Genomic DNA, 20,021 nt, shown 5'->3' with positions numbered 1-20,021 from the left:
CTAACGTGGACTACGTGGCGAATTCGCACCTGGAACCGGGACAAGAGGTCGAACTGGATTTCGCCCGCGAATGGGTGGAGTTCTACGACCCGGACAACCCCGAGCACCTGATCGCGGCGGACCTGACCTGGCTGCTCTCCCGGTGGACGTGTGTGTTCGGCACCCCGGCCTGCCGGGGCACGGTGGAGGGCCGCCCGGACGACGGGTGCTGCTCGCACGGTGCGTTCCTGTCCGACGACGACGACCGCGCCCGCCTGGACGACGCGGTGAAAAAGCTGACGGACGCCGACTGGCAATTTCGCGAAAAAGGGTTGGGCCGCAAGGGTTATCTCGAGCTCGACGAGCACGACGGCCAACCGCAGTACCGCACCCGCAAGCACAAGGACGCGTGCATCTTCCTGAACCGGCCGGGCTTCGCGGGCGGCGTCGGCTGCGCGCTGCACAGCAAGGCCCTCAAGCTGGGCGTGCCGCCGCTGACCATGAAGCCGGATGTCTGCTGGCAGTTGCCCATCCGCCGCAGCCAGGAGTGGGTGACGCGGCCCGACGGCACCGAGATCCTCAAGACCTGGGTCACCGAATACGACCGCCGCGGTTGGGGTTCCGGCGGCGCCGACCTGCACTGGTACTGCACCGGCGATCCGGCCGCCCATGTCGGCGCCAAGCAGGTGTGGGAGAGCCTGGCCGACGAACTCACCGAGCTGCTGGGCGCCAAGGCATATGCGGAGCTGGCCGCAATGTGCAAGCGCCGCAGCAAGTTAGGGCTTATCGCGGTGCACCCGGCGACTCGGATCGCCGAGTAGCCGCACGTTTCAGGCGGATACCCGGTAAGCCGCGGTCGGCGACGGGAGCAAGCGATGGACGACGAAAAGCGGTCGGCCGCCGCTCCCCGGTGGCGCGGCACGGCGGGGCGCCTCGAAGTCTGGTACGCCACCCTGTCGGACCCGCGGACACGCGCCGGGTTGTGGATTCATTGCGAGACGGTGGCTCCCGTGCAGGGCGCTCCCTACGCACACGGCTGGGTCACCCGGTTTCCGCCCGACGGGTCACCCCGCACCGAACGGTTCGGCCCCGAGCCCACCCGGCCCGCGGCCGGCGCGGACTGGTTCGACGCCGCCGGGGTTCGGCTGGCCGATGGGCGGCTGGCCGGCCGGGCCGGGTCGCTGGCCTGGGATTTGTCCTGGGCGGACACCGCCCGCCCGCTGTGGACGTTCCCCCGCCGGGCGTGGGAGCGCGAGCTGTTGCCCGGCGCGCAGGTCGTCCTCGCCCCCACCGCCGACTTCACCGGCTCGTTGACCGACGAAAACACCGTCACGCCCATCGCGGGATGGCGCGGCGGCATCGCCCACATCTACGGACACGGCAACGCCAGACGCTGGGGATGGATCCACGCCGACCTCGGCGGCGGCGACGTCCTCGAGGTGGTCACCGCCGTCTCACACAAGCCGGGACTGCGCCGGCTCGCACCGCTGGCTTTCGTGCGCTTCCGGCTCGACGGAAAGGATTGGCCCGCAAGCATTTTGCCATCGCTGCGGATGCGGACGCGGCTCGACCCGCGGCACTGGCAGCTGGCGGGACGCATCGGCGGTCGCCGGGTGCTCATCCGCGTCGACCAGCCGCCGGACCGATGCGTGAGCCTGGGCTACACCGATCCCGACGGCGGCACCGCGGTGTGCACCAACACCGAACAGGCCGACATCCACATCGAGATCGATCACCGGCGATGGTCGGTGCTCGGACACGCCGAGGTGGGCCTGCGTGGGACCGAAGCGCCCGAGACCAACGAAAGAATCCCGAGGTGACGCCGGTCCCCGATTTCATCGTCGAGCTTCGCCGCGCCATCGGCCATGCGTCGGCGTATCACGTTGAGCGCCAACGACGATGACCGGACCCTCTTCGACATCACGCCGCCGGCGGAGCCGTCGGGCTAGCCTTCGAGCTTGTAGCCCAGCCCCCGCACCGTCACCAGGTGCACCGGGTTGGCCGGGTCGGATTCGATCTTCGACCGCAGCCGCTTGACGTGCACGTCGAGCGTCTTGGTGTCGCCGACGTAGTCGGCACCCCACACCCGGTCGATCAACTGACCGCGGGTCAGCACCCGGCCGCTGTTGCGCATCAAATACTCGAGAAGGTCAAACTCCTTGAGCGGCAAGGTGATCGTGTCGCCATTGACCGAGACGACGTGACGTTCCACGTCCATCCGCACCGGGCCGGATTCGAGCACGCCATCGCTGATCTCGGAATCGTCGTCACCGCCGCGGCGCAACACCGCCCGGATCCGCGCGATCAACTCGCGCGCCGAATACGGCTTGGTCACATAGTCGTCGGCGCCGAGTTCGAGGCCCACGACCTTGTCGATCTCGCTGTCCCGGGCGGTGACCATGATCACCGGCACGCTGGAACGCGCACGCAGCTGCTTGCATACGTCGGTGCCGGACATTCCCGGCAACATCAGGTCGAGCAGCACGATGTCGGCGCCGCCCCGATCAAACTCGGCCAGCGCGGCCGAACCGTCGGTCACCACGGTGGCCTCGAAACCCTCCTTGCGGAGCAGGAAGGCCAGCGGATCGGCCAGCGACTCCTCGTCCTCCACGATCAGCACACTGGTCATCGACTTAGTTCTTCCTCTCGTTGTGAGCGGTTGGGCCGCACGTCGCGACCCGGTGCTTGCTCGGATTCGTCATGGTCCTGATCAGACGCGATGGCAGCCGGAATGGAAAGGGTGAATGTCGATCCGGTTCCGGGTTTGCTCCACACGCCGATGCTGCCGTTGTGGTTGGCCGCGACGTGCTTGACGATGGCCAGGCCCAGCCCGCTGCCGCCGGTGGCGCGCGAGCGCGCCTTGTCCCCCCGGAAGAACCGCTCGAAAACCCGCTCCTGGTCTTCCAGGGCGATTCCGATGCCGCGGTCGGTCACCGCGATCTCGATGTTGTCGCCGCGGCGGCGGCGGCTGATCGACACCGGCGAACCCGGCGGCGAATAGGCGATCGCGTTGGACACCAGGTTGGCCAGGGCGGTGACCAGCAGCGTCTCGTCGCCCAGCACCCGCAGACCGCTGGGCACGTCAGTGCGCACCTCGATATCGGCGTTGTCGGCTGCCACCTTGTGGCGCGAAATCGCTTCGCCCACAACCTGATCGACGTCGACCTCGATGACGGTGGGCAGCCGTTCGGCGCCCTGCAACCGGGACAGCTCGATGAGCTCGGCGACCATGTCGCCCAGCCGGTTGGCTTCGACGAGCACCTTCTCGGCGAACCGCCGCACGGTTTCGGAGTCGTCGGAGGAGGCCAGCAGGGCCTCGGCGAGCAGCGCCATGGCGCCGACCGGGGTCTTGAGTTCGTGGCTGACGTTGGCCACGAAGTCGCGCCGGGTCGCTTCCATTCGCGCGAAGTCGGACTGATCGTGGGCGAAGACCACGGCGAACCGCCGGTCTTCTTCGCTGAGCAACCGGGCTTGCCCGTGCACCGAGAGCCCGGACCGGCCGCCCGGCCGTTTCGTCGGCTGCAGGTCGAATTCGACGTCGACGCCGGTCAGGGCCTGCTGCGCCGCCTGCCAGGCCTGGTCGTCGAGCTGGCGGTCGCGCACCAGACCCAGCTCCTTGGCCCGGTCATTGAGGTAGACGACGTCGCGGTGGGCGTCCACCACCGCCGCGCCCAGCGGCATCAGCGCCACGATGCGTTGCAGCATCTGCGCGACGGTGATCCCGGTCCACTCGACCCGCTGGCGGCGCTGCACCGCCCGCGGTGACAGCCGGATTCCGACCAATACACCTGCGGCCAGCGCCAGCGCGGACAAAACCCCGGCCAGCAACAGCGCCGAGAACACAGTCACATAGCAAATCCTACAAATCTTCCTGAACGCTGCCCTAGCGGAACGAGGCCAAAATCGGACAAGTCACATCTTGCGCCACAGGTGTTCCGCTCCCGTTCACGCGATGTTTGGCTAAATGGCCTTTATCTGGCCCTACCGGACGGGCCCGCCGGCGTCAGCCGCGCCCCTGGCTGGCAACCGCGGCGGCGCCCGCGGCGGCCGCCTCCGGATCCAGATAGATGCCGCCGGGCACCACGGGCCGCAGGTCAGCGTCCAGGTCGTAGCGCAGCGGGATGCCGGTCGGGATGTTCAATCCGGCGATCTCGTCGTCGGACACCTGGTCGAGGTGCTTGACCAGAGCCCGCAGCGAGTTGCCGTGCGCCACGATCAGCACCGTCTTGCCGCTGCGCAGGTCCGGGACGATGACGTCGGTGAAATACGGCAGGAAACGCACGACCACGTCGGCCAGGCACTCGGTCAGCGGGCCCCCGCCGATGTCCGCGTACCGGGGATCGGCGTCCTGGCTGTAGGTGCTGCCCTTCTCGATGGGCGGGGGCGGCGTGTCGTAGCTGCGCCGCCAGGCCATGAACTGGTCCTCGCCGTAGCGCGCCTTCGTCTCCGCCTTGTCCAGCCCCTGCAGCGCCCCGTAATGACGTTCGTTGAGCCGCCAGGTGCGCCGCACCGGAATCCACAGCCGGTCGGCGGCGTCCAGCGCCAGGTGCGCGGTGGAGATGGCCCGGCGCAGCAGCGAGGTGTAGAGGATGTCGGGCAGCAGGTTGTTCTCGGTCAGCAACTCACCGCTGCGCACGGCCTCGGTGCGGCCCTTCTCGGTGAGGCCGACGTCGACCCAACCGGTGAAGAGGTTCAGCGAGTTCCATTCGCTTTCGCCGTGGCGAAGCAGTACCAGCGTGGCGGTGTCACCCATGCCGGTTAGTCTCTCACGCACTCATTCAGCGGTCGTCAGCGTCATCGTCGTCGTCTTCGATCAGGTGGGCGAACGCCTCCAGGTTCTTCAGCGACTCACCGCGAGACACCCGCCACTCCCACTCCTTCTGGATCGACGAGCGAAAACCCAACTCCAGCAACGTATTGAAGTCCGAATCCACCGCTTCGAGCACCTGCCCGAGCACCCGGTCGAGTTCGTCGGCGTCCACCGAGGCCAGCGACATCCGTCCCACCAGATAGATGTCCCCGACGTTGTCCAGCGTGTAGGCCACGCCGTAGAGGCGGCGGTTGCGCTTGAGCAGGAATCGGTAGACCCCTTCGTGGTTCTCGTCGGGCTTGCGGCACACGAACGCCTCGACCCGCACCGAATGCTCGCCAACGCTCAGGATGGTGTTGGTCTTCAGCTTGCGCTCGCCGGGCAGTTCCACCACCAGTCCCGACAGACCACCATGTGCGCCAGCGTGTTTCGAGTAGTTCAGCCCGCTGGCCTGCAGGGCGTCCTCGATCACGCGCTCCACCGTGGCGGTCATGCGCCCACGTCCCGGCGCTCGTCGATGTACTCGCGGATCGCGCGCCGATAGCTGGCCAACAGCGCGTCGGTGGTGTGGTCCCAGGAAAACGTGGCGGCGTGCGCGGCCGCCGCGCGGGCCATCTCCTCGGCTTGCGGCGCGGGCAACCGCAGCAGCCGGCGCAGCGCATCCGCCCACCGCCCGACGTCGTGCCCGGCCACCAGCGTGCCGGTCACCCCGTCCCGCACGGCCACCGGCAGCCCGCCGACCGCGGCCGCGGCCACCGGCGTCCCGCACGCCTGCGCCTCGAGGGCGACCAAGCCGAAGGACTCCGAATAGCTGGGCACCGCAACGAGATTGGCCGCCTGGAACAGCGTGGCCAGGTTCGGGCGCGACTGCGGGGGCAGGAACGTCACGCGCTCGGTGATGCCGAGTTCGTCGGCCAGCCGCACCAATCCGTCCGGGGAGGCCAGCCCGCTGCCCGAGGGCCCGCCGGCCACCACGATGCGCACGCCGGGCAGTTGCGCGGCGGCGCGCAACACGATGTCGGGCGCCTTCAGCGGCTGGATCCGGCCGACGAACGCCACGATGTCTTCGTCGAGCGGCAGGCCCAGGGCGGCCCGGGCGGCCCCGCGGTCGCCGGGCCGGAACACGTCGAGGTCCACTCCGGGATGGACGACGTCGATCCTCGCCGGGTCGGCGTGGTGAATCGAGATCAGCTGCTTGGCTTCGTCGTCGGTGTTGACGATCAGCCGGTCCGCCTCGTCGACGACCTGCTGCTCGCCGACCGTGCGCAGCGGCGGCTCGGGCGAATCCCCCTTGGCCAGCGCGGCATTCTTGACCGCGGCGAGCGTGTGCGCGGTGTGCACCAACGGCACTGCCCAGCGGTCCCGTGCCAGCCAGCCGACCTGTCCGGACAGCCAATAGTGCGAGTGCACGATGTCGTAGTAGCCGGGCTCGTGCGATGCCTCGGCGCGCAACACCCCGGCGGCGAACGCGCACAGCTGGGTGGGCAGGTCGTATTTGTCGAGGCCTTCGAACGGGCCCGCCACGACGTTGCGGACCAGCACCCCGGGCGCCACCCGGGAGACCGGCGGGTCGGCGGAGGCGGTCGCGCGGGTGAAGATCTCCACCTCGATGCCCCGCCGCGCCAGATGCAGCGCGGTCTGCAGCACATAGACGTTCATGCCGCCCGCGTCGCCGGTGCCGGGCTGGGCCAGTGGTGAGGTGTGGACCGCCAACACGGCGACCCGGCGTGGTTCATTCAGCCGGAAAACCTCATCGTGCCGCACCCTGTCATCTTTACAGGATGGGTTCTCCGCCAGCCCAAGCGCGCTGGACACAAAGTCGCGTCAGGCGGACGACTCGTCGCGAGCCACGTCGTGCAGCCGACCATCCAGCGCCCCGGCGCGCCGCATCGCACCCAGCGGGTCGGCGTACAGCCCGGACAGCGAGACGGTGCCCGCGCCGGCCTCCTGCACCCGGTTGCCGAAGGCGGTGAGGCGGATGTCGCGGGGCCCCAGCACGGAGCGTTCCGCGAAGGCCGCCTCCACCTGCTCCATCGCCTCGGGGTATTCGGTGAAAGCCTGCCCGCCGACCACCAGCTCGTCGGGGTTGAGCATGTCGCGCAGCAACGCCACCGCCTCGCCGAGCACGCGGCCCCGCTCGGCGAGCAGGTCCTTGGCCTGCTGGTTGCCGGCCCGCGCCACCCGCAGCAGCTCGGAGATGCCGGTGGCGGAGCCGTTGACGCGGTTCGCCGGGGCGAACGGCAGGATGCGTTGCTGGCGGGCGACGGCCACGACGGCCTCGTCGCTGACGGTCGACTCCAGCTGACCGGTGCCGCCGAGCAGCTCGGAGTGGGCCGGCAGGGTCGCGATAGTGCCGGGTCCGCTGGCCGGCACGTGCACCCGCCCGCCGATCACCAGCGCGTAGCCCACGGTCTCGCGGGCGTAGACGTACAAGCTGGTCGGCGAGCTGGGCAGGAAGCGTCGCATGCCCAGCAGCAGCTCGGCGCCGGCCATGGCGTCGACGTGCGACGCCACCGACACTGGCAGGCCCAGCGCGTCGGCCAGCACCTGCCCGACCGGCGCCTGGCGCCAGCCCAGCCGCGGGTGGTCCACCTGGCCGGTGCCGCTGTCGACGGTGCCACCGATGGCGACCCCCACCCACAGCGGCCGCCGCCGGTGCCAACGCCGCAGGTAGCGGCGGGCGCTGTCGGCCAGCGTCGCCAGCGCGGGGCCGGCCGGGTTGCGCGGTGTCGGGGTCTCGACCGTGTCGAGGGTGCGGCCGAACAGGTCGGTGGCCACGATGCTGGTGGTTCGCGCACCGATGTGGATGCCGAGCGTCACGAACGGCTCGTGGTTGACCTCCACCGGCACGCGCGGGCGGCCGATGGCGCCGGACACGGCCAGGTCGGCGCGCTCGCGCAGCAGCCCTGCTTCCAGCAGGGCGATGACTTGGCGGTTGACCGTGGCGATGCTCAGCGAGGTGACGCCGGCGATGACGTCACGGCCGACGGGGCCGCGCAACCGCACGGCCCGGAAGACGGAGGCGGCCGCCGAGTCGGGGATGTTCAGCGCCGGCGGCACGATCTGCCGGCGCACCGAGCGGTGGCCCTTTTGACCGGGCAGATGCCCGACGGCACGGCTGGGCGAATGATGGGTATGGGTGAGGGTATTCGTGCGCACGAGCGTCCTTTTGTCCGAATTTTGCTGGCCGTCTTGGCCACACCTGGCTGGGGTCAGGAGCGGCAAAGTGCGCAGCAACAACACGCACCCGCCGCGCACAGACACGCGGCGGTGGTGGTGTTGGACAGGGCGCTAAGGAGCACACGCAAAATCTAGCACGTTCATTAAGGTTGTTTCGATGGTTAAAACTGGCAGGAATAAACGAGTCGCAGTAATCACCGGGGCCAGCTCGGGGATCGGCGCAGCAACCGCCCGCAACCTGGCTGCGCAGGGCTTTCATGTCGTCGCGGTGGCGCGCCGGGCGGACCGGATTGAGGCCCTGGCCAGTGAAATCGGGGGTACCGCCATTGTGGCCGATGTCACAGATGAGGCATCGGTCGAAACATTGGCGAGCAAATTGGACCGCGTCGACGTGCTGGTGAACAACGCCGGTGGCGCCCGGGGCCTGGCGCCGGTCGCCGAGGCCGAACTCGAGCACTGGCAGTGGATGTGGGAGACCAACGTGATCGGCACGCTGCGGGTCACCCGCGCGCTGCTGCCCAAGCTGATCGACTCCGGCGACGGGCTGATCGTCACCGTCACTTCCGTTGCGGCACTTGAGGTTTACGATGGCGGCGCCGGATACACCGCGGCCAAGCACGCCCAGGGGGCGATGCACCGCACGCTGCGTGGCGAGCTACTGGGCAAGCCGGTGCGGCTGACGGAGATCGCCCCGGGCGCGGTCGAAACGGAATTCTCGTTGGTCCGCTTCGACGGCGACCAACAACGCGCCGACGCCGTCTACACCGGCATCACGCCGCTGGTGGCCGACGACGTGGCCGAGGTGATCGGGTTTGTCGCCTCGCGGCCGTCGCACGTCGATCTGGACTTGATCGTGATGAAGCCGCGCGACCAGGCCACGACCTCCCGGTTTAACCGCCAGGGGTAGCGGGGCCGGTGCTGGCCGGTGACGTCGTCGTGGTCGGGGTGCCCGACAGGGTCGGCGCGTTGGACGGCGTGACCGGCGCGGTGACGGGAATCTGGCTGCCCGGCGGGTGCGCGGTCGGCGGCGGCAGCGCGGACATGGCCACCCAGGTGTCCCAGTCCACGGCCCAGTCCCACAGGTCACCGTCGGAGTAGGACAGCTGGATCGAGCTACCGGTCACCTCGACCGGGTCGCCGTACATCGCCGACTGGAAGTACTGCTCGGCGTCTGCCGTGGACAGGTTAATGCACCCGTTGGTGACGTTGGTGTTGCCCTGGGCGCCGGAGCTGGCCGGGTTGGCGTGGATGAACTCGCCGTTGTTGGAGATCCGCACCGCCCAGCGCTCGTGGATGTGGCTGTAGCCGGCGGCCGGGTTGGACATGTAGAAGTCGGCGTACTTCTCGCTGACCACGTGGATACCGTTGCGGGTGACGTTGCGTGCCTTGTCCGCCTCGCCGTAACTGCACGGGAAGTCCATGATGACGCCCTCGTCGCGAATCACCTGGATGCGGTGCGACGAGACCTCGGCCTTGACCACCTGCCGGCGACCGATCTGGATGTTCAGTGAGATGTCGTCGGCGCCGTAGGCGCTGTCGCCGAACGGCAGGCCGTAGAGCTTGGCCTCGACGTTGACCGTGGTGCCCGCCGGGTAGTACTCGCGAGTCCGCCAGTGCGCCCGCGCACCGGCCGCTTCGTCGGGCAGCCAGGCCCAGCTGCCCTCGACGGGCGGATTGGTGGTGACGGTGAGCGCCTTCTCGACGGCGGCCTTGTCGCTGATCGGCGCGTCGAACTGGATGATGATCGGCGCCGCGATCCCGACGGTCTGCCCGTCGCCGAGCTGGAACGACCCGCCGATCTTCTTGGTGGGCGACACCGTGGTGAACTTGCCCGCCACCGGGATCGCCTTGCCGTCATGCCCGACGGCCGAGCCGTTCCAGGTATAGGTCTGGTCGTAGCCCAGCGGCTCGGAGGTCGTGTAGACGGTGCGGTCGGAGTTGAAGGCGCCAGTGACGGCCTTGCCCGACGAGTTCGTCAGTGTGACGTGCTGGAACCAGCCGTCGTTGACCTCGACGCTGACCGGGGCGATCGGCACCACGTTCTCGGTCGCGTTGGCGGGCTGGTACTTGAGCTGGGGTGCGGGCTGCTCTTTCTTCTCGGCCTGCTTCGCGGTCGTGCCGCCGCAGGCGGCCAGCACGTTGGGGGCAAGCACACCCAGTCCGAGGGTCGCTAAAGCCGCACGCCGGTTGAACGGCCGTGGGGCGCTGGACGGGGTCACGAAAATCAAAGATACCGGGGAAAATCGGGCAGTCCGGCCACCACAAACCGGCGCCGCGGGCGCGTCGGCGAATTTTGCGGCTACAGCCTGCAGCCGAGCAGGACGGGCTCGGGGACCAGTGTGATGCCAAACACAGCCCGCACCCCGTCGCGGATGGTGCGGGCCAGCGCAATCACGTCGTCGGAGCCGGCTCCGCCGCGGTTGGTCAGCGCCAGCGCGTGCTTGGTCGACAACCGGCACCGGGCGGTCTCCTCGTCCGGATAACCCTTGCCGAAGCCGGCCCGTTCCACCAGCCAGCCGGCGGCCAGCTTGACCCCGTCGGGCGCCGGATAGTTCGGCACCGGCCCGTCGACGGATGCGGCCAGCCGCTCGTAGACGTCCGGGGTGACCACCGGGTTGGTGAAGAACGAGCCCACGCTCCAGGTGTCGTGGTCGGCCGGGTCGAGCACCATGCCCTTGCGCGCCCGCAATGCCAGCACGGCGTCGCGGACGGCTTGCGGGTCGGCGCGCTCGCCGGCGGCCACGTTGAGCGCGGCCGCCAGCTCGGCGTAGCGCAACGGCGCGCTGCGTCCGGACGCGTCCAGCGCGAACTCCACTTCCAGGACGACAGAAGGGATTTCGAGTCCACCGTGGCCGCCGCGTTTGAACACGCTGGTGCGGTAGCCGAAGCCCAGCTCGCTGCCCGGCACCCAGCGCACCTCGCCGTTGCCGCGATCGAGCACCCGCACCCGGGTGATGGTGTCGGAGACTTCGGCGCCGTAGGCCCCGACGTTCTGGACCGGGGTGGCCCCGGCCGAGCCGGGGATGCCGGACAGGCATTCCAGTCCGCCGAGACCGTGCTCGATGGCGGCCACCACGACGTCGTCCCACACCGCGCCCGCCTGGGCGCGGACCAGGTTGCCGTCGACGGTGATGCCGGCGTTGGCCAGCCGCACCGCGGTCAGGCCGGTCAGGGCGTCGGAGATCACCAGGTTGGAGCCGCCGGCGAAGACCAGCACCGGGTCGCGTTGCCCGCCGGGCGTTTCGGCGTCCAGCCGCCGCAGGGTGGCGATCACCTGTTCGCTGGTCGTGCAGGTGATCAGGCGGCGCGCGGTCGGTCCGACCCGCAGGGTGGTGAGTGGCGCCAGCGGCGCCGCGTCGGCCACCGGCGCACCGGCGAACTCCGATCCGGCTCCGCTGGAATTCATGGCCCGTAACGGTAGCCTGACCTGCTATGCCGCGTTCATTCGACTTGTCGGCCGATTACGACGGCAGTGTTGACGAGGTGCACCGCGCCTTCACCGATGCGAATTACTGGCGGGCCAGGCTGGCCGGGTCCGGCGTCGACGTCGCCACACTGGAGTCGATGCGGGTCGGCGGCGAGTCCGGGGACGACGACACCGTCGAGGTCGTCACGCTGCAGGTGATCCGCAGTGACAAGCTCCCCGGGATGGTCACCCAGCTGCACAGCGGTGACCTGCGCATCCGGCGCGAGGAGACGTGGGGGCCGGTCACCGGGGGCGCCGCGTCGGGGTCGGTCGTGGGTTCGATCGTGGATGCGCCGGTGAACCTGACCGGCAGCGCCGTCCTGGAGCCCATCGAAGCGACCGGCGGCTCCCGGCTGACGTTCCGCGCCACAGTCCAGGTGCGCGTACCGATCATCGGCGGCAAGTTGGAGAACTTCATCGGCACCCGGCTGGCCGAACTGATCGCCGCCGAACAGCGCTTCACCACGGAGTGGATCGCCAAATCGGCCTGAGGCCTCCGGCCCGGCCTAAGCTGGCGCTCATGCGAATCGCCTTGGCGCAGATCCTCAGCGGCACGGACCCGGCAGCAAACCTGCGGCTGGTGGACGAATACAGCCGCCGGGCCGCCGATGCGGGCGCGACGCTGGTGGTGTTCCCCGAGGCGACGATGTGCCGGTTCGGTGTGCCGCTGGGTCCGGTAGCCGAGCCGGTCGACGGGCCCTGGGCCGACGGGGTGCGCCGCGTCGCGGCCGATTCCAACATCACCGTCGTCGCCGGCATGTTCACCCCGTCGGGCGACGGGCGGGTGAAGAACACGCTGATCGCGGCCGGTCCGCGCGATTCCCCCGAGTCGCACGGCCACTACGACAAGATCCACCTCTACGACGCATTCGGCTTCACCGAATCGCGCACGGTCGCGCCGGGCCACGACCCGGTGGTGATCACGGTCGACGGCGTCCGGGTGGGGCTGACGGTTTGCTACGACATTCGTTTTCCCGCGCTCTACACCGAGCTGGCCCGCCGCGGCGCCCAGGTGATCGCGGTCTGCGCATCCTGGGGCTCGGGCCCCGGCAAACTCGATCAGTGGACGCTGCTGGCCCGCGCCCGCGCGCTCGATTCGATGAGCTACGTCGCGGCGGCCGGTCAGGCCGATCCCGGTGCCGCGCACGGACCCGCGTCGGGGGCGCCGACCGGGGTCGGGGGCAGCCTGGTGGTCTCGCCCCTGGGCGAGGTCGTCGCGTCGGCCGGCTCGAACCCGCAGCTCGTGGTTGCCGATCTCGATGTCGACAGGGTCGCAGAGGCCCGCAAGAACATCGCAGTCCTTAGCAACCACTCGGACTTTGCTCAGGTTGATAGGGCAGAATCGGTCGGGTGACGAACCCACAAGGACCACCCAACCCGGACCCGTCGCAGTGGGGCCGTCCCTCCAACCAGGGACCTTTCGGCCAGCCGCCAACCGAGCGGCCGACCGAGCGGATAAGCACCGGCGGCCCGGGTCACGTACCCCCGCCGCCGCCTCCCGCTCACGGGCCCCCACCGGGGCAGACCGAGCGATTCGGGACGCCCCAGCCGCATATGCAGCAGCCCGGCTACCCGCCGCCGCCGACCCCGCCCGCGGGTCCGACTGAGCGCCTGGCCACTCCCCCGCACGACGACGCGACAACGGGGAAGAAGAAGCGCCGCTTCGGCCGTGACCCGGTGTCCGTCCTGCTGATCTTCATCATCGTGATCGCGCTGATCATCGCCGGGCTCATCGGGGCCGAGCTGTACGTGCGCCACCTCGCGGACAGCAAGGTCGCCCAGGCGGTGGCGTGTGAGGTCAAGGACCAGGCCACCGCGTCCTTCGGGGTGACGCCCCTGATGCTGTGGCAACAGGCGACCAAGCACTACACCAACATCTCGGTGCAGACCGCCGGCAACAACATCCGCGACGCCAAGGGCATGAAGCTCTCGATCAACATCAACGACGTCCGGCTCAAGGACACGGGCAACTCCAAGGGCACCCTCGGCTCGCTGGACGCCACGATCGACTGGACCAGTGACGGCATCAAGGAGTCGGTGCAGAACGCGATCCCGGTGCTGGGCCCGTTCGTCACCAACACCGTGACCACGCATCCCGCCGACGGCACCATCGAGTTGAAGGGCATGTTGGACAACATCACCGCCAAGCCGGTGGTGTCGGGCACCGGCTTGCAGCTGCAGATCGTCAGCTTCAACGCGCTCGGCTTCAAAATGCCCAAGGAGTCCGTGCAATCGACGCTGGACGACTTCACCTCGAACCTGACCAAGAACTACCCGCTGGGTATCCACGCCGACAGCGTGCAGGTCACGGATAAGGGTGTGACAAGCCACTTCTCGACGCGGAACGCCACCATTCCGAACGGCAACGACAACGACCCCTGCTTCGCCCACCTCTGACGGCGAGCATCTAGTCCGTTAGCCGAGGCCGTCGAGCACTCCCCGGGTGCCCGACAACCCCAGCCGGGTGGCGCCGGCATCCAGCATCGCGAGCGCGTCCTCGGCGGTGCGGATGCCGCCGCTGGCCTTCACCCCGAGGCGTCCACCGACGGTCTCGGCCATCAGCGCGACCGCGCGCACGGATGCGCCGCCGGCCGGATGGAAACCGGTAGACGTCTTCACGAAGTCTGCGCCGGCGTCTTCGGCGGCCCGGCATACCTGCGCGAGCGTGGGCTCGTCGGCCAGCGCAAGCAGCGCGGCCGACTCCACGATCACCTTGAGCACGGCGCCGCCGATCGCGCCGCGCACGGCGTGGACGTCGGCGCGCACCGCGTCGAGGTCGCCGGCCAGCGCCGCCCCGACATCGATGACCATGTCGATCTCGCCGGCGCCGGACGCGACGGCCAGGGCCGCTTCGTGTGCCTTCACCGCCGGGAGGTGCTTGCCGGACGGGAAGCCCGCGACGCTGGCCACCCGGACGCCGGCGCCGGCTCGCACCGCGACAGGGACCATCGAGGGCGAGACGCACACCGCGTACACGCCGAGTTCGGCCGCTTCGGCGACCAGGGCGGCCACGTCGGCGTCGGTCGCTTCGGGTTTGAGCAGGGTGTGGTCGACGAACGCGGCCAATTGCGCTCGGCTGGGTTGGGGTGCCATCAGAAGGATTCTTCCGGACCGCCGGGATTGCAGCCGGAGGCGACCATTTCGCTGTCGTCGACGACCGGTCGCCAGGGCTCCAGGTTCCAGCTGACCTTGCCGGGCTGGGCGAGTTCGGCGAACTGCCAGTGGCAGAGGAACTGCGCGCGCATGCCGGCGGTGTCGGCGTCCGGCGATAAGGCGAGCACCTCGGCCCAGGCCTCGTCGGCCGGCGCCGTGGTGGCGGGGATTCTCGAGGCGGCCCGCCCGGCCGGCGACGGGAACACCCGCAGGCTGCTTAGGCCCTGCCACTGCGCCCACTGGGTGTGGTCGATGTACGGCGGGGCCGGGGCGGGCGGAACCGCCGCGCCACCGCCCGGGTCGGGGTCGGCAACGGCGTGCGGTACCGGGCAGGACAAGGCGACGAGCGCCGCGATCGGCGCCGTCAGCAGGGCCTTCATTCCACTAGCGCGACTTGCCTTGGATCTCAAGCAGTTTGGGCCGAACGTCGACCAGATACACGCCGGCGGCACAAGCCGCGATCGCCATTCCGAGCACACCGAAAACGAAACCCAAGATGGATGTCAGCGCGACGGCACCACCCAGGATCAGCAACCACACCGGCTTGGTCAGCTTCTCGGCGGCGGTGTAGGCGTCGGGTCGTTGCAGCGCGGCATGCACGAATGCGTAGATCGCCGTGACCAAGACGGCGATCTGCAAGACCAGCATGACGGTTCCCACGAGGTGGTTCACGCCTTAAGGGTATGCGGGCACCCTCCAAAACGTCGACTCCGAGCCACCCGAAGGCGACTCGGAGCCGAACGTCGTGCTGGGTGATGCTTACTTCTGGGTGACCTTCTTGGCCGGAGCCTTTTTAGCCGGAGCCTTCTTGGCCGGAGCCTTCTTGGCGGGGGCCTTCTTGGCGACGGCCTTCTGGGCCTTCTTGGTGGTCACTTCGGTCTTGCCGGGCAGTTCGATGCCGACGAGCTTGGCGGCGCGCTCGCCGACCGCGCGGGTCTGCGACGCGACGGTGCCCAAAGCTTCCTGCGTCAGCTCGACGGCCTGGTCGACGTAGCCCTCGGCGCGCGCGGACGCGTCCTCGAACGCGGTCTGGTTACGCAGCCGCTGCAGGGCAGCCTCGCCGCGCTCGACGAGCTCGTTGTACCGGCTGGTCGCGGCCTCCAGGTAGCCCTCGGCCGCCCGGCGCAGCTCCTCGGTGGTGAACTTGTCGCGCAGCTCGGTGAACTGCTCGGGCAGGTCCTCCTGGAGCTTGGTCAGGCGAGCGCGGCGTTCCTGCACCCGGCCGCGGGTCTCGGCGCGGGTCTCCTCGGCGCGCTCGCGCAGGCCGGCGATCAGGTCGTTGACGGTGGCCAGGGCCAAGTCGGCCGCGCCCAGCGCCGCGAGCAGCGGGGCCCGCAAGTCTTCGATGTTCGTGTTTTCCGCCATGGTCTTTCCTTTCATTGCTTTCGCTATCGGTGTTACTCGGTGTTATTAGCTGTCTGGTCGAGAAGTTAGGTGCAAACGTCTCCTTCGCAACTGGGGCCGCCAGTGCCGGGGCGGTTCGTTCAGCAGTTCAGCCGGAACCGGTGGCTCCTCCCCGTTGGGTAACCGCGACGGCCGGTCGTCTATACATCACCAACTCGCAATCGCGAGGTGGGAAGCCCGCTTCGTGGCGCAAACTCCCAGCACAGATGGCTACGGTGCCGGAAAAAAACGGGCCGATCACTCGCTGTCGGATTCGGTCGGACACTCCTCTTGGATCGATTCGTTTTGCTGGGTGAACGATGTGTAGATGTCGAGCAGAATTTGCTTTTGGCGCTCGGTGATCGCAGTGTCGGTGACGATGGCGTCCCGCACCTGACTCTTGTCACTGGGCTCGAGAATCCCAGCGCGCACATAGAGAACCTCGGCGGAGACCCGGAGGGCCTTCGCGATCTGGTTCAAGACATCGGCGGAGGGCTTACGCAATCCACGCTCCACCTGGCTCAGATATGGATTGCTGACCCCGGACTTTTCGGCGAGTTGGCGCACCGACACCTGCGCGAGTTCACGCTGGCTACGGATGAAACTGCCGATGTCAGAGGCCACTTCGGAGGCAGCGTTGGACACCTTGGCGGAGAGCTTCTCCTCGGGCGTCATCGCGTGCTCCTGGTCGGGCGGCTGATCTGGACGCGCCCAGACTACTACAAGTGCTTGCTATTGCAAGCACTTGTTAGCACTGCTAGAAATGCGCTAGACCAGCAACTGCGCGACGGCGTAGATCACCAGGCCCGCCAGCGAACCGACCACGGTCCCGTTGATCCGGATAAATTGCAGGTCACGGCCCACGTGCAACTCGATGCGCCGGCTGGCCTCCTCGGCGTCCCAGCGCTCGATCGTGTCGGTGATGATCGCTGTGATCTCCACCCCATATTGCGAGACCAGGTGCTGGGCCGCCCGGACCAGCCAGTTGTCGACCTTGTCCCGCAGGTCGGCGTCGTCGCGCAGCGATTCCCCGATCCGGACGACGGTGTCGGCGATCCGGGTGCGCAGGGCGCTGGACGGATCGTCCACGCCCTCGAGCACCAGCCGCTTCAGCGTCTTCCACGCCGTCGCCGCGGCGTTGGCGATCTCGTCGCGCGCCATCAGCTGCTCCTTGATCGCGTCGGCACGAGCAATGGTGTCCGGGTCGTGCTGCAGGTCGTCGGCGAAGTCGAACAGGAAGCGGGTGGCCGACCGGCGCAGTTCGTGGTCCGGATTGCGGCGCACCTTGTCGGTGAAGTCCATCAGCTCGCGGTGGATGCGGTCGCCGACCAGATGGTCGACGAAGCGCGGCGACCAGGTCGGTGAGTCACGCTCGACCACCCGCTGAATGACCTCGCCGGCCTTCAGCGACCATTGAAACGCCCGGTCGGCCAGCAATTGGATCAGCGCCTCCTGCCGGTGCTCGGCCAGCAGGGTGGCCAGCACCCGCCCGACCGGCGGGCCCCACTGCGGTTCGGCGATCCGGCGCACGATCATCCGGTCGATCACCTGTTGGACGTCCTCGCGCAGGAGTTCGACCAGCACCCGCAGTACCGTGGCCGTCTCGCTCGCCACCCGCTCGGCATGGACGGCCTCGGACAGCCACTTGCCGAGCCGGCCGGACACCTGGGCGTCGCGCAGCTTGGTTTCGACGACCTCCGCCGACAGGAAATTCTCCCGGACGAACGTACCCAGGCCCTCGCCCAGCTGGTCTTTCTTGCGCTTGATGATCGCGGTGTGCGGGATGGGAATGCCCAGCGGGTGCCGGAAGAGCGCGGTCACGGCGAACCAGTCCGCCAGGGCGCCGACCATCCCGGCCTCGGCGGCCGCGCCGACATATCCCACCCAGGCCCCCAGGCTGGCATGCGCCTGGGCCCACCGGCAGGCGAGGAACACGCCGGTGGCACCGATCAGAAAACTCAGCGCCACCATTTTCATTCGGCGCAACGCCACCCGGCGCTGCGCATCGGCCTCGGGATCGGCACCGGCGAATGATTCGGCGAAAGACGCGCGAGCGGGTCGGGCGCCGGTCGTCGGCGTCGCCGAATCGGGCCTCGCCCCCGGCGGGCCCGCCGCTTCGCCTCTCACCGAGGCTCGATGTGCCACCACTCCATCATGTATCTTCCCGCGAATTGGTGTGACGACACTGTTCGCGACGTCTCACCCACGCCCGGCCAGGGCAGGAAACCGACCCCCTCACGCCGTAAGATCAAGGGCGTCTAGGGAATGGGAAATCGGCGACTGTGGCAGAGCAAATCACGGCTGTGAGCGTCAAAATGGACGGGCGCAAGCGGCGCTGGCATCAACACAAAGTGGAGCGTCGTAACGAGTTGGTCGACGGCACGATCGACGCGATTCGCCGATTGGGTGGCGCGTTGAGCATGGACGAAATCGCGGCCGAGATCGGTGTCTCCAAGACGGTGCTGTACCGCTATTTCGTCGACAAGAACGACCTGACGACGGCCGTGATGATGCGGTTCACCCAAACCACCCTGATTCCCAATATGGCCGGGGCGCTCACCTCTAACCTCGACGGCTTCGACCTGACCCGCGAAGTCATCCGCGTGTACGTCGAGACCGTCGCGAACGAGCCCGAGCCATACCGGTTCGTGATGTCCAACAGCTCGGCCAGCAAAAGCAAAGTCATCGCCGACTCCGAGCGGATCATCGCGCGCATGCTCGCGGTGCTGATGCGCCGACGCATGCAACACGCCGGAATGGACACCGGTGGCGCGGAACCGTGGGCGTACTTGATCGTCGGAGGCGTCCAGCTGGCCACCCACTCCTGGATGTCGTACCCGCGAATGAGTCGCGATGAATTAATCGACTACCTGACCATGCTGAGCTGGAATGCCCTCAAGGGCATCGTCGAGGTCGGCGGGTCGCTGGAAAAATTCCGCGGGGAGCCTCACCCTCCACCGATCGTGCCGCCCCGCGAGCGTCAGGACGGCTTCGGAGCCTAAAAGGCACCGCCGGTTTCGGGGACTACGCCCGGCCCGTGTGAGTGTGGGACGCGCCTCAGGAGGGCGACTCGGTCCGTGACAGCGGCTAGCATCCTTGGGGGTATCGGGGGATATCGCGGGGTCGCCGTTCGGCCGTTTACGCGTGTCCCCCGCATATAGGAAGGCTCTTGTCGACATGGCTGTGCAGCTCACGCCGTACTTCGGAAATGTGCAAGCCCATTACGACTTGTCCGACGACTTCTTCCGGCTGTTCTTGGATCCCACCCAGACTTACAGCTGCGCCTACTTCGAGCGTGACGAGATGACGCTCGAGCAGGCGCAGATCGCCAAGATCGACCTGGCGCTGGGAAAGCTGAAGCTCGAGCCCGGGATGACGCTGCTGGACATCGGTTGCGGCTGGGGAGCCACCCTGCGGCGCGCCATCGAGAAATACGACGTCAACGTCGTCGGGCTGACGCTGTCGGAGAACCAGGCCGAACACGTGCAGCAGTCCTTCGACCAGATGGACACCACCCGCACCAGGCGGGTGCTGCTGGAAGGCTGGGAGAAATTCCACGAGCCGGTGGACCGCATCGTGTCGATCGGCGCGTTCGAGCACTTCGGCCGCCAGCGCTACGGCCGCTTCTTCAAGATGGCCTATAACGCGCTGCCGCCCGGCGGAGTCATGTTGCTGCACACCATCGTTCGGCCCTCGTTCAAGGACGCCCGGGCCAAGGGCATGACGCTGACCCATGAGATCGTCCAGTTCTCGCAATTCATCCTGTCCGAGATTTTCCCCGGCGGCTGGCTGCCGACGCCCCAGACCGTCGGTGAGTACGGGGTCACGGCGGGCTTCGAGTTGACCCGCGTTCAGTCGCTGCAGCTGCACTACGCCAGGACACTGGACCTGTGGGCCGAGGCACTCGAAGCGAATCGCGAACAGGCCCTGGCCATTCAGTCCCAAGCGGTCTACGACCGCTACATGAAGTACCTCACCGGCTGCGCGAAACTGTTCCGCGAGGGCTACACCGACGTCAATCAATTCACGCTGGAGAAGTAACCGGCTCGC

22 protein-coding genes are annotated in these 20,021 nt (G+C 68.4%); 8 read left to right on the top strand and 14 right to left on the bottom strand.

The window, feature by feature from the left end; translation table 11 throughout:
* The first annotated feature begins 5 nt into the window (after positions 1–5).
* Positions 6–800: a hypothetical protein gene (locus A5732_RS12080; RefSeq protein WP_064952680.1), complete on the top strand. Its 795-nt coding sequence runs from the start codon at positions 6–8 to the stop codon at positions 798–800.
* Between the two features lie 54 nt (positions 801–854).
* Complete coding sequence (locus A5732_RS12075) at positions 855–1,799, top strand: hypothetical protein (protein ID WP_076102304.1); 945 nt, start codon at positions 855–857, stop codon at positions 1,797–1,799.
* Between the two features lie 125 nt (positions 1,800–1,924).
* Here the strand turns inward: A5732_RS12075 and regX are convergent, their stop codons facing one another.
* The 6 genes from regX to A5732_RS12045 all read right to left on the bottom strand — a co-directional run bounded on the left by regX (position 1,925) and on the right by A5732_RS12045 (position 7,891).
* On the bottom strand, positions 1,925–2,608 hold the full coding sequence (gene regX / locus A5732_RS12070) for a two-component sensory transduction protein RegX (RefSeq protein ID WP_064952683.1): 684 nt from the start codon (positions 2,606–2,608) through the stop codon (positions 1,925–1,927).
* Positions 2,605–3,828: a sensor histidine kinase gene (locus A5732_RS12065; protein WP_142256595.1), complete on the bottom strand. Its 1,224-nt coding sequence runs from the start codon at positions 3,826–3,828 to the stop codon at positions 2,605–2,607. Before A5732_RS12065 ends, regX begins: the two co-directional genes overlap by 4 nt.
* A 154-nt stretch (positions 3,829–3,982) precedes the next feature.
* Positions 3,983–4,732 (bottom strand): phosphoglyceromutase, encoded by a 750-nt coding sequence (locus A5732_RS12060; RefSeq protein ID WP_076102302.1) that lies wholly within the window; start codon positions 4,730–4,732, stop codon positions 3,983–3,985.
* A 25-nt stretch (positions 4,733–4,757) separates the two neighbouring features.
* The gene (locus A5732_RS12055; RefSeq protein WP_064952686.1) at positions 4,758–5,282 is read right to left on the bottom strand and encodes a YbjN domain-containing protein; all 525 of its coding nucleotides are present in this window, start codon (positions 5,280–5,282) and stop codon (positions 4,758–4,760) included.
* Positions 5,279–6,553 (bottom strand): D-inositol-3-phosphate glycosyltransferase, encoded by a 1,275-nt coding sequence (mshA, locus tag A5732_RS12050; RefSeq protein ID WP_076102301.1) that lies wholly within the window; start codon positions 6,551–6,553, stop codon positions 5,279–5,281. Before mshA ends, A5732_RS12055 begins: the two co-directional genes overlap by 4 nt.
* Before the next feature lie 60 nt (positions 6,554–6,613).
* The gene (locus tag A5732_RS12045; protein WP_212568084.1) at positions 6,614–7,891 is read right to left on the bottom strand and encodes an ROK family protein; all 1,278 of its coding nucleotides are present in this window, start codon (positions 7,889–7,891) and stop codon (positions 6,614–6,616) included.
* Positions 7,892–8,126: 235 nt separating this feature from the next.
* On the opposite strand from A5732_RS12045, the gene A5732_RS12035 reads away from it, so the two are divergent.
* A complete protein-coding gene (locus A5732_RS12035) occupies positions 8,127–8,876 on the top strand; it encodes an SDR family NAD(P)-dependent oxidoreductase (protein WP_065075008.1) in 750 nt (249 codons plus the stop codon).
* On the opposite strand, the gene A5732_RS12030 is transcribed toward A5732_RS12035, so the two are convergent.
* Both A5732_RS12030 and A5732_RS12025 read right to left on the bottom strand, forming a co-directional pair.
* On the bottom strand, positions 8,860–10,197 hold the full coding sequence (locus A5732_RS12030; RefSeq protein ID WP_076052467.1) for a L,D-transpeptidase: 1,338 nt from the start codon (positions 10,195–10,197) through the stop codon (positions 8,860–8,862). The two genes, A5732_RS12035 and A5732_RS12030, sit on opposite strands and share 17 nt — an antisense overlap.
* 71 nt (positions 10,198–10,268) lie before the next feature.
* The gene (locus tag A5732_RS12025; protein WP_076102300.1) at positions 10,269–11,375 is read right to left on the bottom strand and encodes a UDP-N-acetylmuramate dehydrogenase; all 1,107 of its coding nucleotides are present in this window, start codon (positions 11,373–11,375) and stop codon (positions 10,269–10,271) included.
* A 26-nt stretch (positions 11,376–11,401) separates the two neighbouring features.
* On the opposite strand from A5732_RS12025, the gene A5732_RS12020 reads away from it, so the two are divergent.
* From A5732_RS12020 to A5732_RS12010, 3 genes are read left to right on the top strand one after another with little or no spacing between them, the layout of a single operon-like run.
* Positions 11,402–11,926, top strand: coding sequence for a DUF2505 domain-containing protein (locus A5732_RS12020; RefSeq protein ID WP_076102299.1), 525 nt, complete (start codon positions 11,402–11,404; stop codon positions 11,924–11,926).
* A gap of 29 nt (positions 11,927–11,955) precedes the next feature.
* Positions 11,956–12,789: a carbon-nitrogen hydrolase family protein gene (locus A5732_RS12015; protein ID WP_076052464.1), complete on the top strand. Its 834-nt coding sequence runs from the start codon at positions 11,956–11,958 to the stop codon at positions 12,787–12,789.
* Complete coding sequence (locus A5732_RS12010; protein WP_171975010.1) at positions 12,786–13,832, top strand: LmeA family phospholipid-binding protein; 1,047 nt, start codon at positions 12,786–12,788, stop codon at positions 13,830–13,832. Before A5732_RS12015 ends, A5732_RS12010 begins: the two co-directional genes overlap by 4 nt.
* Before the next feature lie 18 nt (positions 13,833–13,850).
* On the opposite strand, the gene deoC is transcribed toward A5732_RS12010, so the two are convergent.
* The 6 genes from deoC to A5732_RS11980 all read right to left on the bottom strand — a co-directional run bounded on the left by deoC (position 13,851) and on the right by A5732_RS11980 (position 18,119).
* On the bottom strand, positions 13,851–14,528 hold the full coding sequence (deoC, locus tag A5732_RS12005) for a deoxyribose-phosphate aldolase (protein ID WP_076052462.1): 678 nt from the start codon (positions 14,526–14,528) through the stop codon (positions 13,851–13,853).
* On the bottom strand, positions 14,528–14,968 hold the full coding sequence (locus A5732_RS12000; RefSeq protein ID WP_076052461.1) for a DUF2599 domain-containing protein: 441 nt from the start codon (positions 14,966–14,968) through the stop codon (positions 14,528–14,530). The genes deoC and A5732_RS12000 overlap by 1 nt, the downstream gene beginning before the upstream one ends.
* A 4-nt stretch (positions 14,969–14,972) precedes the next feature.
* Entirely contained in the window at positions 14,973–15,260 is a 288-nt protein-coding gene (locus tag A5732_RS11995) for a DUF2516 family protein (RefSeq protein ID WP_040629303.1), read from the bottom strand.
* An 87-nt stretch (positions 15,261–15,347) separates the two neighbouring features.
* Positions 15,348–15,953: a heparin-binding hemagglutinin HbhA gene (gene hbhA / locus A5732_RS11990; protein WP_076052502.1), complete on the bottom strand. Its 606-nt coding sequence runs from the start codon at positions 15,951–15,953 to the stop codon at positions 15,348–15,350.
* Between the two features lie 276 nt (positions 15,954–16,229).
* The gene (locus A5732_RS11985) at positions 16,230–16,646 is read right to left on the bottom strand and encodes a helix-turn-helix domain-containing protein (RefSeq protein ID WP_064952697.1); all 417 of its coding nucleotides are present in this window, start codon (positions 16,644–16,646) and stop codon (positions 16,230–16,232) included.
* A 93-nt stretch (positions 16,647–16,739) separates the two neighbouring features.
* Entirely contained in the window at positions 16,740–18,119 is a 1,380-nt protein-coding gene (locus tag A5732_RS11980; RefSeq protein ID WP_142256594.1) for a DUF445 domain-containing protein, read from the bottom strand.
* 134 nt (positions 18,120–18,253) lie between these two features.
* On the opposite strand from A5732_RS11980, the gene A5732_RS11975 reads away from it, so the two are divergent.
* Positions 18,254–18,973 (top strand): TetR/AcrR family transcriptional regulator, encoded by a 720-nt coding sequence (locus A5732_RS11975; RefSeq protein WP_064950497.1) that lies wholly within the window; start codon positions 18,254–18,256, stop codon positions 18,971–18,973.
* A gap of 175 nt (positions 18,974–19,148) precedes the next feature.
* Positions 19,149–20,012: a cyclopropane mycolic acid synthase PcaA gene (gene pcaA, locus A5732_RS11970; protein ID WP_076102297.1), complete on the top strand. Its 864-nt coding sequence runs from the start codon at positions 19,149–19,151 to the stop codon at positions 20,010–20,012.
* Positions 20,013–20,021: the final 9 nt, after the last annotated feature.

The sequence above is a fragment of the Mycobacterium colombiense genome (genome assembly GCF_001953985.1).
GTDB lineage: Bacteria > Actinomycetota > Actinomycetes > Mycobacteriales > Mycobacteriaceae > Mycobacterium > Mycobacterium colombiense_B.
This window is presented reverse-complemented; position numbering and strand designations above follow the sequence as displayed.

Coding starts and splice junctions, on each gene's coding strand:
- deoC (WP_076052462.1), bottom strand. CDS start 14,528: ATGGCACCCCAACCCAGCCGAGCGCAATTGGCCGCGTTCGTCGACCAC.
- A5732_RS11985 (WP_064952697.1), bottom strand. CDS start 16,646: ATGACGCCCGAGGAGAAGCTCTCCGCCAAGGTGTCCAACGCTGCCTCC.
- A5732_RS12060 (WP_076102302.1), bottom strand. CDS start 4,732: ATGGGTGACACCGCCACGCTGGTACTGCTTCGCCACGGCGAAAGCGAA.
- hbhA (WP_076052502.1), bottom strand. CDS start 15,953: ATGGCGGAAAACACGAACATCGAAGACTTGCGGGCCCCGCTGCTCGCG.
- A5732_RS12020 (WP_076102299.1), top strand. CDS start 11,402: ATGCCGCGTTCATTCGACTTGTCGGCCGATTACGACGGCAGTGTTGAC.
- A5732_RS12055 (WP_064952686.1), bottom strand. CDS start 5,282: ATGACCGCCACGGTGGAGCGCGTGATCGAGGACGCCCTGCAGGCCAGC.
- A5732_RS12075 (WP_076102304.1), top strand. CDS start 855: ATGGACGACGAAAAGCGGTCGGCCGCCGCTCCCCGGTGGCGCGGCACG.
- pcaA (WP_076102297.1), top strand. CDS start 19,149: ATGGCTGTGCAGCTCACGCCGTACTTCGGAAATGTGCAAGCCCATTAC.
- A5732_RS12000 (WP_076052461.1), bottom strand. CDS start 14,968: ATGAAGGCCCTGCTGACGGCGCCGATCGCGGCGCTCGTCGCCTTGTCC.
- A5732_RS12035 (WP_065075008.1), top strand. CDS start 8,127: ATGGTTAAAACTGGCAGGAATAAACGAGTCGCAGTAATCACCGGGGCC.
- A5732_RS12025 (WP_076102300.1), bottom strand. CDS start 11,375: ATGAATTCCAGCGGAGCCGGATCGGAGTTCGCCGGTGCGCCGGTGGCC.
- regX (WP_064952683.1), bottom strand. CDS start 2,608: ATGACCAGTGTGCTGATCGTGGAGGACGAGGAGTCGCTGGCCGATCCG.
- A5732_RS12015 (WP_076052464.1), top strand. CDS start 11,956: ATGCGAATCGCCTTGGCGCAGATCCTCAGCGGCACGGACCCGGCAGCA.